This window comes from Bombiscardovia coagulans (assembly GCF_002259585.1).
GTDB classification, from domain to species: domain Bacteria; phylum Actinomycetota; class Actinomycetes; order Actinomycetales; family Bifidobacteriaceae; genus Bombiscardovia; species Bombiscardovia coagulans.
Genome location: NZ_MWWS01000004.1, coordinates 389,692 through 404,456 on the forward strand (window position 1 = coordinate 389,692; position 14,765 = coordinate 404,456).

Annotated in this window: 13 protein-coding genes; 1 reads left to right on the forward strand and 12 read right to left on the reverse strand. The window is 47.8% G+C overall.

The window, feature by feature from the left end; translation table 11 throughout:
* Positions 1 to 24: 24 nt before the first annotated feature.
* The 10 genes from BOCO_RS03375 to BOCO_RS03420 form a co-directional block, all read right to left on the reverse strand.
* The gene (locus tag BOCO_RS03375; protein WP_094722675.1) at positions 25 to 483 is read right to left on the reverse strand and encodes an Ohr family peroxiredoxin; all 459 of its coding nucleotides are present in this window, start codon (positions 481 to 483) and stop codon (positions 25 to 27) included.
* 113 nt (positions 484 to 596) lie between these two features.
* Entirely contained in the window at positions 597 to 1,955 is a 1,359-nt protein-coding gene (alr, locus tag BOCO_RS03380) for an alanine racemase (RefSeq protein ID WP_094722676.1), read from the reverse strand.
* Between the two features lie 87 nt (positions 1,956 to 2,042).
* Complete coding sequence (locus tag BOCO_RS03385; protein ID WP_094722677.1) at positions 2,043 to 2,642, reverse strand: hypothetical protein; 600 nt, start codon at positions 2,640 to 2,642, stop codon at positions 2,043 to 2,045.
* A 285-nt stretch (positions 2,643 to 2,927) separates the two neighbouring features.
* Positions 2,928 to 3,410, reverse strand: a complete 483-nt coding sequence (locus BOCO_RS03390) for an S-ribosylhomocysteine lyase (protein WP_420835391.1) — start codon at positions 3,408 to 3,410, stop codon at positions 2,928 to 2,930.
* Positions 3,411 to 3,486: 76 nt separating this feature from the next.
* Positions 3,487 to 5,415, reverse strand: a complete 1,929-nt coding sequence (locus tag BOCO_RS03395; protein ID WP_094722678.1) for a RecQ family ATP-dependent DNA helicase — start codon at positions 5,413 to 5,415, stop codon at positions 3,487 to 3,489.
* 85 nt (positions 5,416 to 5,500) lie between these two features.
* A complete protein-coding gene (locus tag BOCO_RS03400) occupies positions 5,501 to 6,286 on the reverse strand; it encodes an ABC transporter ATP-binding protein (protein ID WP_211278677.1) in 786 nt (261 codons plus the stop codon).
* A 13-nt stretch (positions 6,287 to 6,299) separates the two neighbouring features.
* Positions 6,300 to 7,085, reverse strand: a complete 786-nt coding sequence (locus BOCO_RS03405; RefSeq protein WP_094722942.1) for an ABC transporter ATP-binding protein — start codon at positions 7,083 to 7,085, stop codon at positions 6,300 to 6,302.
* Positions 7,085 to 7,912 (reverse strand): ABC transporter permease, encoded by an 828-nt coding sequence (locus BOCO_RS03410; protein ID WP_094722680.1) that lies wholly within the window; start codon positions 7,910 to 7,912, stop codon positions 7,085 to 7,087. The genes BOCO_RS03405 and BOCO_RS03410 overlap by 1 nt, the downstream gene beginning before the upstream one ends.
* 92 nt (positions 7,913 to 8,004) lie before the next feature.
* Complete coding sequence (locus BOCO_RS03415; protein WP_094722681.1) at positions 8,005 to 8,982, reverse strand: ABC transporter permease; 978 nt, start codon at positions 8,980 to 8,982, stop codon at positions 8,005 to 8,007.
* Positions 8,983 to 8,994: 12 nt separating this feature from the next.
* Positions 8,995 to 10,737, reverse strand: a complete 1,743-nt coding sequence (locus BOCO_RS03420; protein WP_094722682.1) for an ABC transporter substrate-binding protein — start codon at positions 10,735 to 10,737, stop codon at positions 8,995 to 8,997.
* Positions 10,738 to 10,869: 132 nt separating this feature from the next.
* Between BOCO_RS03420 and BOCO_RS03425 the strand changes: the two genes are divergently transcribed.
* On the forward strand, positions 10,870 to 11,652 hold the full coding sequence (locus BOCO_RS03425) for a type III pantothenate kinase (RefSeq protein ID WP_094722683.1): 783 nt from the start codon (positions 10,870 to 10,872) through the stop codon (positions 11,650 to 11,652).
* 30 nt (positions 11,653 to 11,682) lie between these two features.
* Here BOCO_RS03425 and BOCO_RS03430 read toward each other — a convergent pair whose 3' ends face one another.
* Together BOCO_RS03430 and glmS are read right to left on the reverse strand one after the other, a co-directional pair.
* Positions 11,683 to 12,429 carry a pseudouridine synthase gene (locus tag BOCO_RS03430; protein WP_094722943.1) on the reverse strand — a complete coding sequence of 249 codons (747 nt, stop codon included), beginning with the start codon at positions 12,427 to 12,429 and terminating at the stop codon, positions 11,683 to 11,685.
* A 32-nt stretch (positions 12,430 to 12,461) separates the two neighbouring features.
* Entirely contained in the window at positions 12,462 to 14,354 is a 1,893-nt protein-coding gene (glmS, locus tag BOCO_RS03435; RefSeq protein ID WP_094722684.1) for a glutamine--fructose-6-phosphate transaminase (isomerizing), read from the reverse strand.
* Positions 14,355 to 14,765 lie beyond the last annotated feature (411 nt).

Genomic DNA, 14,765 nt, shown 5'->3' on the forward strand with positions numbered 1-14,765 from the left:
ACCTGCACTGACCACAATACCGTATTACTCCATAGAATCTACCAGAACTAACTCCGTGGGAACGTTACCTTGAGTTGCCTTTGAGTATGGGCAAAGCTCTTGAGTACGTTCAACCAACTGTTGAGCGGTCTCAGGATCAATACCTGGCAAGTAAACTTCTATTTTCGCCTTGATCCCGAATGACTCACCTTCATCACCTAAAGATATATGAGTCCTCACCTTACTTTGAGCCAGTTTTGTAGCTGCTACACGTAGCTCCTTACCAGCAAGCCCCATCGCACCTTGGAAGCAGGCACCCCATCCAATGGCAAATAACTGCTCAGGGTTGGTTCCTTGCCCCTTGCCACCCATAGCAACCGGAGTATCTAAATCTAGGGAGAGGTCTGGCTCGCGACTATCAGCGTGACCGTTACGTCCACCCGTGATTTGAGCTACAGCTGTGTACGCAATATTGTTCGGTTCTTTACCTTGATATGTTGTCATACTTTTATCTCATCACGTTCTTGTCACGATTGCAAGCATGCAATGCTATCTTGTAGCAGAAAGTGACACAAACGACAGTTACTCAAGCTCCAGCGGACCTTAGTCTGATTGAACTAGAGGATACTGGCAGGATCAAGCAAGCTCAGGTCGTCGGCCGAAAGTACTTGAGGAGCGTGCAAGTAGAGCCGTGGAATACGGTTACGTAGGCAGGTAAAGATCTCATAGCTAATGGTTTCAGCAGACCTAGCCCAATCGTCGGCTGTTGGCTCAGCAAACTCCTCTCCTCTACCAGGGCCGAATAGGACAACAGTATCGCCTTCCTGAACCCCTAAGTCGGAAGCCATGGCATGCAAATCCAACACGCATTGATCCATACAAACTCTTCCCGAAACCCGCACTAGTTTCGGACCCTGCTTGGTCATCAGACGCACTGGACCACCTGGATGGGTGCGACCAGTAGCACCAGCACTATCGAAGCCTGATGCGGATCGATGGATACCGTCCCCATAGCCTAATGGCATAATGGCGCTAGATGTAGCACTTTGCGTAAGATAGGTACGTCCGTACGAAATTCCATGTCCCGCTGGCAAATCCTTAATAGTTCCAAGTTGAGCTTGTACAGTCATAGCTGGTTTCAAACCGTACATTGTACAATCGCCCATAGCTGGATCGGGCTCATAACCATACAAACCAATCCCGGGACGAACCAGCTCATAGTGGACATCAGACCTAGTCAAGGTAGCGGCTGTATTGGCCAGGTGGCGAATCTCAGGTTCAAAACCCGCACGCCGCATACGAGCTGTAAATTCTTCAAAAACAGCTATTTGCCGGTCAGTAGATTCCACGAATTCCTTAACCAATGGCATGTCTGCAACTGCAAAATGGCTCCATAAACCCACAACCTGGACATTTCCACGGGCAGCAGCATCCTTAAGTACAGCAAGAGCCTGATCGAAACAAGATTCAGTGAAACCATTACGGCCAAAGCCTGTTTCGACCTCGACGTGAATGCGGGCAGGTCGACCCAACGCATCTGCCGCCCGGACTACCCCATGAATATCAGCGAGAGAGCCCACTGATATATCGATATCCTGAGCAATGAGCTCCTCAATCGGAGCCGAATGAGCGTTATACATCCAAACCAGCATGCGGCAACGCTCTGGACCAATACCGGCTCTACGGACCATGAGTGCTTCACGTGCTTGAGCAGAACCCAACCAAGTAGCACCTCCAGCCAGTGCTGCGAGCGCAGCAGCTAGCGCTCCATGCCCATAACCATCGGCCTTGATAACACCCATTACTTCAGTCTTACCCACAGAAGAAGTGACAGCTGTAACTAGCGTTTCCATATTGCTTTTAAGCGCTGCTAGGTCAACAACTACCTGTCCGGGGTACAAACGTAACGCCCGATCATAGTTCCGTTTACCGGCATCTGAAGAAAAATCCCATTGAGGAGCAGCGTTTAGACTCATCCTGTCATTGTGCTGCAAAGCAAGTTACAACATGCCGGTTACGCTGATACTCTAACGGAACCAGCACGTATTGGTCATGCTACTTGTTTAATGATCATGCCTATGGTATGCAAGTCTGCTTTCATCCATGTCCGGATTTTGATTATCAAGCACACCAATGGTACCGCAGCGAATAAAATGGTGGGTCTCCAAAATATGTTGCATAGCAAAATTGTTGGGACCTGTGTCAATCCGAACATTGTGATAGTGGCGCATACACCATGAGATGATGTCGCTAGCCGCTCTTTTACCCAACCCCGAAGAGGCTACCCGGTGGATAGTCATGTATGGGTCATTATCCAGCCAAGCACCGTTAATGTCACCATAAGCAGGATCTTCACCATCAAACAGTGAGAACAAACCGATGATGCGCTCGTGGTCACCGCGAACTTCTTCCAGCTCTGGAGCTTCAAAGGTGCCGTTAGTAGCATCTGGTGTTTCTCCAGCATTGTCAACCAAAAGATACGTGTTGCCATTGCGAACGTCAGCTGCGATCATCTCAGGGTATGGGTATTTAGTCCCCCACTGACGAGGGTTACCTCCTTCAGCCATGACTTGCCTGGCATGAGCAAAGACTTTTTCAATTGCTGGAATATCTTCCACGGTAGCGTGACGTAGCCACCGCTGCCCAGGGTTGCTGTACTGCATATAACCCTCTTTTCTCTTTACGAATCATCTCGGCCAGCTTTAGAGTTATAAACTGGGCCGAGAAAAGAGTTTAACGGGTGACCTGACAATACAAGACACGTCCGCACTGGGCGAACTTGGGAATAATAGATCAGTTGACGAATTACAGTCAGACTTCATTGCCTGGCAAGCCAAATGAACTCTACCAATTTGAACTGTATACATGCGGGGGGCTAGAACACACTTGGACCAGCCCCGCCAGATAAACGACCTTCTTAACTAGCAACCGTTAAGAAGTTGTCCTACTCACACAATTTTGCGTTCATATGGGTCAGAAGAGATTCCAGCTTCCACAATGTCTTTACTCCACTGCTTGGCCGAGAACAGCGAATGATCCCTGTAATTACCACAGGACTCTATCTGCGTACCTGGTACATCATCCCAGGTTGCCTCATTAGCAATAAACTCTAGAGACTCCTTTACAGCCTTAGCAACCTCCTCAGTTGAGTGACGGCCCCAGGCAAGTAGGTGGAAACCTGTCCTACATCCAAATGGAGAGCAGTCAATATACCCCGGAATGCGTTCTCGCAGCAGAACAGCTATCGTATGTTCAATAGTATGCAGACCAGCTGTAGGTATAGCATTCTCGTTTGGTTGAACCAAACGCACATCGTAATTCGAGATAATGTCTCCCTGTGGACCTTTCTCTTCATCAATCAAACGTACATATGGAGCTTTGACCTTAGTATGGTCTAATTCAAAACTTTCAACTAACGGTTTATCTGCCATAATCATTTCCTTTCGTATGCCTGCCTTACTTGCTTTCATTCTATGCCCATTCGCCTATAGAATTCTCTATTCCCTATCAGGCAAACTTTCGAATTGCCTCCATAAACTCCTGCCCATAGAGATCTAATTTATGTTCTCCCACACCTGAAACTTGCATGAAGGCTTCATCGTCCTTGGGACGGAGCCTACACATATCACGCAAAGACTTATCAGAGAAGACAATGTACGGAGGTTTTCCTATCCTACGCGCTATCGATGCCCGAACCTGACGTAGGGTTTGGAAAAGGCTTTCATCTTCTCGACTCGCCTGCACCGAAGTGAGGTCAGATTTGGCACCCCTATCAGTGACAGTAAGTCGCTTTCGCTGAACCTGCTTGATTTCATAATGAAAGTCACCACGAACAGTTTGAGCTGCTTTAGGACCAAACTGCACCAACGGTAAGCGTCCCTCAGTAATAGTCAAGTACCCATCGGCAGCCATCTGATTAAGAACATCACGTACCCGTGCTGCATGCTCACCTTGCAGGGCACCATATGAAGGACACTTGTCTAGATGACGATCGAGTATGTCTTTCGATTGCGATCCCAACAGAATTTGAACAATTTTCCCAGCACCAAAAGCTTGATGGACATCGTGAACACACCGAGAAATAGTGCGGGCCATCCGCGAAACATCTATAGTGGCAAAAGTCGACAGACAATTAGAACAGGTTTTACAACTTTTTGATACTTCTTCACCACCGTCATTGCTGTCACAGACCATATCTTCATTAGGAACAGCAGGAGATAGACCTAAGGATGCTTGGCCAAGGTCTTGCCCAAAATAATGGAGCATATATTCGTGCAAGCAAGATGTTGTCCTACAGTAACCAATCATGGTCTGCAAAAGTTGACGATGGCTGGCTTTTACAAGTTCACTTTGCTGGGTGGTCAGACGGTCATTCCCTGAGTCCATATCTAGCAGACGCCGACGTGTCACGATATCAGATTCGTTCCACAGGAGGGTGCACCGAGCATTTTCTCCATCTCTACCTGCGCGACCTGCCTCTTGATAGTATGCCTCAATAGACTCAGGCATATTGTGATGGATAACGAAACGCACATTTGATTTATCAATGCCCATGCCAAAAGCATTTGTTGCAACGACTACTTGAACATCATCATTGACAAATTGATCCTGCGCCTTGTCTCTTTGCAGCGGAGCCAGACCGCCATGATAATTGCAAGCTGTAATACCATGGCGGTTGAGCATCTCACAGAGCTCCTCTGTTTCCTTACGCGTAGCACAATAGACGATCCCTGACTCGCTCTTATGGTCTTGAATATACTTGCAGACCCAACGGTTTTTATCCCTGGTTTCCAGCTTGACGACATCAAAAAAGAGATTGGGTCGGTCAAAACCTGTAACAGCCAGATAAGGATCTCGCAAACGAAGCATGGCAACAATGTCACGCCGCACATGCTCTGTAGCTGTGGCAGTAAAAGCTGCGACCTTGGGACGGTGTGACAACTGATCTATAAAATCACCAATTCCCAGATAAGCAGGCCGAAAATCTTGTCCCCACTGAGAAACACAATGGGCTTCATCTATTGCCAAGAGTTCAATGTTGACCTGCTGCGCAAAAGTAACGAACCTAGGTGTCTCTAGTCGCTCCGGTGCCACATATAACAGTTTATATTCCCCCTGGCGAGCCTGCGCCAAGGTTAGCGCCTGTTCGTCAGCACTTTGAGTAGAGTTCACAAAACCAGCATGTATACCAGCCTCTTCCAGACTGTCAACCTGATCACGCATCAGTGAAACCAAGGGCGAAATAACAACTGTTAGTCCTTTGGAAACTATGGCAGGTATTTGGTAGCAAATAGATTTACCAGCACCTGTCGGCATGACTCCCAAGCAGTCCCGGCCTTCCAAAATAGCCTGAACCAAACTTGCTTGCCCGGGACGGAAAGCATCATAACCGAAGTATTGCTTGAGGGCAGAAAGTGCCTGTTCCATACCTGTCATAGTTCACCAGTCTATGTGCTTGTACATCCAGAAATACACCATATAAGCGACGCGCGTGAATACTCTAAGTACCTTGACATCGGTCTCATTGACTCACAGCCTCAAGCAGAGCACGTGTATAGGCACTAGTAGGATGACTCAGTACCTGATTCGTTGTCCCTTCTTCCTGAACTCTCCCATTATGGAGCACGAGAATGCGATCAGCCATATGCTGAACTACACCCAAATCATGGGAAACCAATATCAAAGCTGTTCGTGGATTGTCCTGACGTAACTTCTGAAAGGTAGCTATAAGATCCTGACGAGCAGAAACATCTAAGGATGACATTGGCTCGTCAGCCAGCAGTAGTCGAGGACGAGTCACTATTGCCCGTGCTACAGCAATTCGTTGAGCTTGACCTCCAGAACAATCTCGGGGAAAACGTCCTGCGAAGTCTTGCGCATCTAATCCCACTGCTTCCATGGCTGCTAGTGATCGCTGCTGAATCTGCTCATCAGAAAGCGCTAAACGCTTGGCGTGTATACGCAATGGCTCACTAACGGAACGTAAAGCGCTCCATCGAGGATCTAGCGAAGTAAATGGATTCTGGAAGATTAATCCTGCCTCACTGCGCAGAGCCTGATATCCCAAACTATGTCGCCCTTCTACAGCTTTACCCCTGTAGGTGACAGTACCTTCGCTTGCTTCCAATCCAAGTAAAATCCGAACAAGTGTAGATTTACCTGAACCAGAACCACCCACAATTGCTAGACAGCTACCTTCATACAGTGCGAGAGAAACCTGGTCCAGTACCTGCCGACGCTGGTGTCCACGACCGTAGAATTTGCTGATTGTTTGCGCTCGTAAAAGAGGAACTCGATGTTGGCTCACTGTACCTCCCTCTCTACTGTCCATGATTACTCACATGCAGAGTAAGCGTACGAGCTGCTTTCACAAGCTCTTTCGTTACAGATTCCTGAGGTTGCTGTAATAGCACTTGTGTGTTACCACCCTCGATGACATCACCATGGTCAATAACATAGGAACGCTGGCATACACGGGATAGGACAGCAAAATCGTGAGTAACAAAGAGCAGGGAAGCTCCAGAACGATCTACTAGACAGGTAAGAAGATCAATAATAGAACGCTGCGTAATTGCATCTAAGGCAGTTGTAGGCTCATCAGCGATGATTACTTTTGGTGAAGTAACGAGTGCTGTAGCAATAGCCACCCGCTGTTGCTGTCCTCCAGAAAGCTGGCTAGGATACTTGCCTGCAACGTGCCCATCCAATCCCACCTCATCTAGCATAGACTCAACCCGCTGCTGGCGCTGTCCCTTGCTGAGCCGGTAATGCAGACGTAGCGGCAGTGACACCTGCTGGGCGACAGTCAAAACAGGATTCAATGAATCAGAAGGATTTTGGAAGATGGCACCCATGTAAGAACCACGGAGATCAGCCATTTTCTCTTCACCAATACCAACAAGTTCTTCGCCAAAAAGACGGATAGAACCGTTCACCGTAGCCTGCTCAGGAAGTAAACCTAATATTGCTTTAGTAATCATCGACTTACCTGAACCAGAGGAACCTATCAGTCCCACACGCTCACCGTCAGCTACCTGGAAGCTGACATTACGCACGATCTGACGTCCAGATATTTCGACGGAAAGCCCCTCCACTACTAAGCTCATCATGCAGCCTCTCTCAAAGCGGAATTTGACTGGGGATCGATGGCGTCTCCTATGGAGTCTCCAAAAAGATTGAGGCTCAACACCACTAGCGTCACCAACAGACCGGGCCATAAGGCTGTCAACGGGTATACATTGATCAGTTTCACTGAGGTTGCCAACGAATGGCCCCAGGAAGGCACACCTGAAGACACACCCACCCCCAGGTAAGTCAATCCAGACTCAGCCAACACTGAGCTACCAGCAGATAAAGAGAGTTGAACAGCTACCACCGGCATAATGTTTGGCAAAATATGGCTAACTAAAATACGCCCAGCACTAGCACCAGAGACTTGAGCTGCTATAACATAATCAGACCTGGCAGCTAAGAGAGCTTGAGGGCGCGCAACTCGAGCCAAATTGAGACCATAACCTAGGCCACATGCCAACACAATAACCACTACTGATGCCCCCAATGGAACTGCCAAAATAAGAGCAATAAGTACTGTCGGAATTGAGATAAGCGCATCCACAAGGACTATAGAAGTATTGGCTACCAGTGCGGACCTTGACACAGTTGCCGCAATCAACAAAATTCCTAGCGCTGCCGCACATGCAACAGTTAACAGGCAAATAAGTAAGTTAGTAGCTGAACCAGCCATTAACCAGCTGAATACATCTGCTCCCGTGCCATCTGTGCCCAACCAATGATTATGCGATGGCTTCTGCCAGACTTGTTGACCGTCTGTTGCCCACAAAGGCTGAGGGGTCCACACCAACGAGAGTACGGCCATGAACACCCACACCAATAAGATACTCAAAGCAAAACGTCCCTCTACCGTAGACCACATCGCTGCTCCTAGGAGGCGCAAACGCTTAACGGTGCGAATGAAGCAATTTCTGAAAGTACAACTTGCCTTTATTGTTATTGTTTCACGATGTTTCATGAACGACCACGACCCGTCACAGTAGATTCTTTGAGGCGAGGATCCAGAAGTCGGTGCAACAGGTCTACGATAAGGCCTATCACCAAAAAGAAAGCTGCCAACATAAAGAGTTCACTTTGGACCGCAATGAGGTCTCTGTTGCCGATGTCCGTAATTAGCCCTGAACCTAGTCCCGGCAAAGCAAACAAGTTTTCAACCACCATTGCACCAGTTATCATTTCAGCAAAGGTAAGCCCTACCACAGAAACAAGCTGAGGTAAGGTAAGGCGTAGACCAACACGCATCAAAGCCTGGTTGCGGGTCATGCCACACGATCTAGCCATATCAATCCAACCCGATCCAGCTATGTCATTGAGTGCAGACCGGGTGTAACGAGTGATACTAGCCCCCACCACAAGACCTAATGTTGCAGCAGGTAGTGCCATTGTTTGCAATGCCTCAGCAGGCCTACGCCAACCTGTGTCAGGAAAACCTTGTGAGGGGAAAATCTGTATGAGTCCTGTGCCACGAGAAAATAATAGAATGAGCAACAGCCCTCCCCACAGTACTGGTATAGACCCCGCTACAAGAGCAAGCATATGGCAGAAGGAACGCAAACGGGTGCTGCGTGCCATAACGGCCAAACATCCCATCGTCAGACCAATTACAAGAGCCAGAACGATACCTAAACCAACCAAAGGAAAGGTCACTGACGCCCGTGCTGCCACCTGCTCAGAAATGGAACGGCCAGTCAACATTGAAAATCCAAAGTCACCGTGTACTAGATCCTTCAACCAAGACCCATACTGAGCTGGCAACGGCCGATTTAAACCCAACCGCAGGCGCAGTCCAGCTACTTGCTCCGGTGAGGAGTTAATTCCAGCCATCACAGTTGCTATATCTCCAGGCAAGATGCGTAGGGACGCAAAGATAAGAATGGAAATAGCCCACAATGCCAGAATAAAGAGCACGATTCTGCGAACAAGGTAACGCATAATCCCCCCCACTCAGCCCGCAATAGTGTATTGCAAGAAGGTAGCGTGGTCGGAACTTCGCCACTTCGGTCTGTCGTACAGGGCTCGAGCAGCCGGACCTGATGTTTTTGGCTTATCAGGCGAGTAGCTTATTTTCCAAGCATTCAACAGAGTCTGATTTAAATTAAGAGGAAACCCCCGCAATCCCGTGAGAGTCACGGTGGTAATTCTGTAGTTAAAGAGCCAGTCAGCAGGCGCATCTTGACTGACTTGCTGGGCAGCTTGCGCAAGGTAATGGTCAGTGTCTTCTGCCTTTCGGGCTGCCATAGCCTTAGCATACAGATCGCGAACTACCTTACTATCATAGCCATAGTAATAGTTAGGATTGGTCCATTGCGAAAAATCATGACTCTCAGAATGATCCACTAAAGATAGGTCATAATTATGATTTGTGTAAACGTCCTGCATCCAGGTAGAAAATTCAACTACTTGTAGCTGCAAATTAATTCCTATAGGTTTGAGCTGGGATCGCAGTTGATCCCCCAGCTCAGTACCATATGTATTTGGATACGTCAGCCGAAGTGTCAATGGCTTATCGGGCGTATACCCCACTTGTGCCATAAGTCGCTTAGCCCGCTCAGGATTATGAGGATACAAATTGGTTATATCTCGATATCCCGGATCTACGCTAGGTATAGGTCCGCCCATGGGTTGATCAACCCCACCACGCGAATCGATAAGGTCTTGATGGTTAATGGCATAACGAATTGCCTGCCGCACTCGCATGTCACTAGTTTTTGAACCTTTATTATTAAACGCTAGAACGTACTTATCACTGCCAGCGCCCGAATGAACAGAATAGTGCTCAGTATCCTTTGTAAACGGTGCGGCAAGATTGGCGGTTATTGGAGCTAGGACTTGTATATCTTGAGATTTCAAAGCATTGACTGCTGCATTATCGTCAGCAAAATATCGTAGATGTAGAGTTTCAGTTTTTGCCCTGTGCTGGCGACCCCAATAACGAGTGTTTGCCTTCAGAACTAAGGAACTATTAGGCGTAAAACTCTCGACAGTATACGGACCTGAACCTACTGCCTGTGTTTTAGGATCGTACTGAGCCTTACGGTCAAATACTAAACCGGCTCTACCAGTGAGAACCCACAGGATATTGGCATAGGGAGCTGTGAGTTGCAGTTGTACATGGTCCTTATCGATAGCTTTCACTGACTGGAAGTTTTGTAATTGGTCTGCATCATGATAATGGTGTTCCATAAGCTGATTGATGGACCAAGCAACATCCTCTGCATCTAGCTTGTCACCATTTGAAAAGGTAAGGTTCGGATTCAGATGAAAAGTATAAGTCGTAGCATCTTCACTAATTTCCCAACTATTAGCCAAGGATGGCATAACACGGTTGGTCTGATCCCTCGACACCAGTCCCTCATACACATTACCGATTAACGCTTGGTCTAATGCAGCACCTGACTGATTACGAATATCCAAATTAGCAGGCGCCAGTCTGAAACCTATACTCACACTCTTGCTTATCCCAGCGGTTACTCCTGCTGTCGGCTGCTGGTAAGATCGTCCAGCCCATAGCACAGCAATGAGGACGACTGCTAAGAGAGCAGATACTAGCTGCCAAGGTAAGGGATTGCCCTTACGCGGTGCTTTGAGACGCTGATTCAGCACGGGATCAGTGCTCGGACCTGCAGTCGTATCCTCATGACGGACGGTACCTTCCTGCACATCTGTCTTCAATTTTGAACTACTCATGTAGAATCACCTCATGGTTTGGTTGGCCGCCATTAGGGTCGACCACCTCCCATCAGTGTAGACCTCTAAACCGACCTGTGGTAGACCTACAGCCGCTAGAATGATTCTCGGGAGATACATGAGGAGGACAGTATGCTACTAGCGGTTGATATAGGCAATACCAATATAGTTATTAGTTTCATGGAAGGAGAACAAGTCTGCTCCACCTACCGAATTGGCACCCATCCAGAACGAAGCACAGATGAATATGGGCTGATTCTCAACGACTTCCTACGCATGAGCCCCTACCAGGCACATGATATTCATGGCGCGATTATTGCATCGGTTGTTCCAAAGGTCTTACACTCACTCCGTTCTGCCATACAGGATTATATGAAAGTCGAACCAGTCATTATTGGTCCTGGTATTAAAACAGGGATCAACATCCGTCTTGACGATCCCAAATCGTTGGGGGCTGACTGTTTAGCTGACTGTGTAGGAGCCTACGCCACGTACGGGGGATCCGTTGTTGTAGCTGATTTTGGTACGGCAACGACTTGCAATTACATAGATCCCCAAGGCGCAATTTGCTCTGGTTTGATTACCGTAGGCATCAATGCTGGTTCTGCCGCCCTATGGTCTCAAACCGCTCAGCTTCCCGAGGTTGAGCTAGCAAAACCACGCACAATTATTACTACCAACACGAAAGACGCCATGCAAGCAGGCCTCTACTACAATTTCCTAGGTGGCTTCGAACGCATTATCCTTCAATTCCGAAAAGAAATTACAGACGATTTTCAGGTAATTGCCACTGGTGGCTTGGGACGAATGTTCGCAGACGAAACAGACCTGATCGATTCGTACGATCCCGACCTCATGTTCAAGGGAATGGCAATCATGTACGAGCTCAACCAGCATCCCGCACCCAGTACATGAGGGAAAACAAGAACTCCCCCATTCACTACACTAACAAGTTAAAGGAATTCTAGAAGTAAACACCATACGCTGTCCCGTATACGGATCCCTGAAGCTGAGATTTCGAGCAACCAACTGCAGTGGCTGACTAAAGTCATCACTAGGCTGCTGACGAACTATCGGGTACAGATCATCTCCGAGTATTGGAAGCCCGAGAGAGGCCATGTGAACTCTCAGCTGGTGAGTTTTACCAGTTTTGGGGTACAACTGATATGGCCGGTACAACCTATTACTGTTACAACCATAAGCTTTAGATGGTCTATACAGTCCACCGAAGTGATCTAAACAGACAGTTGTTGTTGCATTGGTTGTTCCAGGCAACTCAAAAGCCTGAATCCGTCCCTGCTGCTTCTCAATTCGAGAACATCTCCTTACAGGGAAAGGCGCTGGCGGATTCAGTTTAGTGACAGTTCCGTACTGTGGCACGGATGTGGGACATGCAGGAGCCAAACACTCATATATCTTGTCCACTCTCTTATTTTGAAAGAGCATCTGATAGGCCCCTCGAGCAGATGGCTCGCGGACAAAAATCAAAACTCCTGCCGTAGACCGATCCAGGCGATGAGCTGGCGTGATTTGCGCTTCCCCAAAACGCATCCGTAAACGCATCAAAGCTGTGCTTTGATACCACATTCCCCTGGGAGTAGTTGGCAAGAAATGGGGCTTATCAACCACAATAATGTGCTCGTCTTCATAGATGACAGAAAGCTCAAAGGGTATGTCAGGCTCGCTTGTCACCCACCGATGGCGCTTGAACGACACAACGAGGCCTACTCTACCGTTACAGATTTAGCCAAGTTTCTAGGTTTATCTACATCAAGACCCTTATCTTTTGCCATTTCCAAAGCAAACAGTTGCAAAGGTACAACATCAACCAGCGGACTCATGAGTGTGGGGCATGTTGGGCGCCAGAAGACTACATCTGCATAGCGGTCAACATCCGGGTCACCTTCTTCTGCCACAGCAATAACAAAAGCACCACGTGCTTTTACTTCTTCAATAGATGAGATCACCTTGTTATGCAGTAAGTCCCTACCACGAGAACTCGGTACGATTACCACGATTGGCTCACCCTCTTCGACCAGGGCAATAGGGCCATGCTTAAGCTCACCAGCTGCAAAGCCTTCAGTGAAAGTATAGGCAATCTCTTTCAGTTTTAAAGCACCTTCCAGAGCAACTGGATAACCCACATGCCTTCCTAAGAAGAGGAAAGATTTAGCAGTAATAAGGCTCTTTGCAGCGCGTGCGATCGTTTGAGTTTGTGTATCTAACACCCATTGGATTTTACGCGGCATATCCTTTAAGGATTCCACTACCTGATGAATTTCGTCACGGAACATAGTTCCTTTGACTTGTGCAAGATATAAACCAAGCAGGTATGCTGCTACAACCTGTGAGACAAAAGCCTTGGTTGAAGCCACTGCAATTTCCGGGCCCGCATGTGTATACAAAACGGCATCAGATTCACGGGGAATAGAAGATCCCTGGGTATTACATATTGCCAAAACACGTGAACCTTGCTCACGAGCATGCCTCAGGGCCATGAGGGTGTCCATCGTCTCTCCAGACTGAGAGATGGCAACCACAAGTGTACGAGGTGTCAAAATTGGGTCCCTATAACGGAATTCATGAGCTAGTTCTACTTCTACTGGAATGCGCACCCAGTGTTCAATGGCATACTTGGCAACGAAACCCGCATACGAAGCGGTTCCACAAGCGACTATGATAATTTTATCTATTTGCCGGAACACTTCAGGCTCAATGTGGACTTCATCCAAGTTCAAATCGCCGTTAGGATTGAAACGACCAAGTAAGGTGTCAGCGACGGCCGTCGGATCCTCGTGAATCTCTTTATCCATGAAGGAGTCCCAACCACCTTTTTGGGCAGAAGAAGCATCCCAATTAATGGTGAAACGGTGTGAATCTGTAACAGGATTGCCATCAAAATCAGTAACTTCAATTGATTCTCCGCTGATACAAACGGCCTCATCCTGCCCCAACTCCATAGCCTGCTTGGTATGAGCTACAAAAGCTGCTAAATCGGAGCCCAAGAAATTCTCATGCTCACCTAGTCCAACCACCAGTGGTGAATCATGTCGTATTCCCACCACAATTCCTGGTTGACGCACATCTACTGCAAGAATAGTGAAAGCTCCAGTAAGCATTCGGGCAGTGCGGCGAATAGCTTCAAAAAGATCAGGTTTGCCGGTTTCCGCTATGATGGTATCAGCGACTTTACCTGCCAATTTGGCCACAACTTCAGTGTCTGTATTAGATACGAACGTATAGCCTTCAGCTTGCAGGTCGAATTTGAGCTGAGCCGCATTTTCAATAATTCCGTTGTGAATAACAGCGATTTTCTCGTCTTGGCTGATATGAGGATGTGCGTTCACGTCATTAGGTTCGCCGTTAGTGGCCCAACGGGTATGGCCTATACCGACTGTAGCTTCGGGCATAGGTTGGGACTCAATACTGTGGACAAGGTTATTGAGCCGGCCCGCCTTCTTACGCCAAGCAACTTTCCCCATACCAGGTGCAACAAGAGCCACACCTGCTGAGTCGTAGCCACGATATTCTAACCGTTCAAGTCCTTGTAGGCAGACCTCAAGAGGTTTGGCACAGGCAGTATTCGTCAATGAAGCATATCCAACAATTCCACACATAAGTATCTATACTATGCCGCATGCTGCCAAAGTTGTACTGCAAGCGTACCTCTTGCCGAAATTTCTACATACTTCTGCTCGTCTACTCTTAGATTTCAACTCCTGATTCATGCCACAAAGCCACCTTGGCTGCTACCAGCATCATATACCATCCATAAACTGAGGTCTGGTGACACTCACAGTAGGCTGAGACTACCTGTGAAATTCACGAACAGTGACAGTCTTAATCTTTCATGCAGCCTCTCGAGAATAGCTGTTTGTGGAACTTGTACCCTGGTATATCTTGCAACACAGAGACGGAATGTAGTCGCTGTGCTGATAGTCGCAGTCCATGGAAACAGTTGTCTTCTAAGAATTAAACTACCATCAGAAGTTGCGGTCCTAGTTGGGTTGTTTTGATGATATGCACAG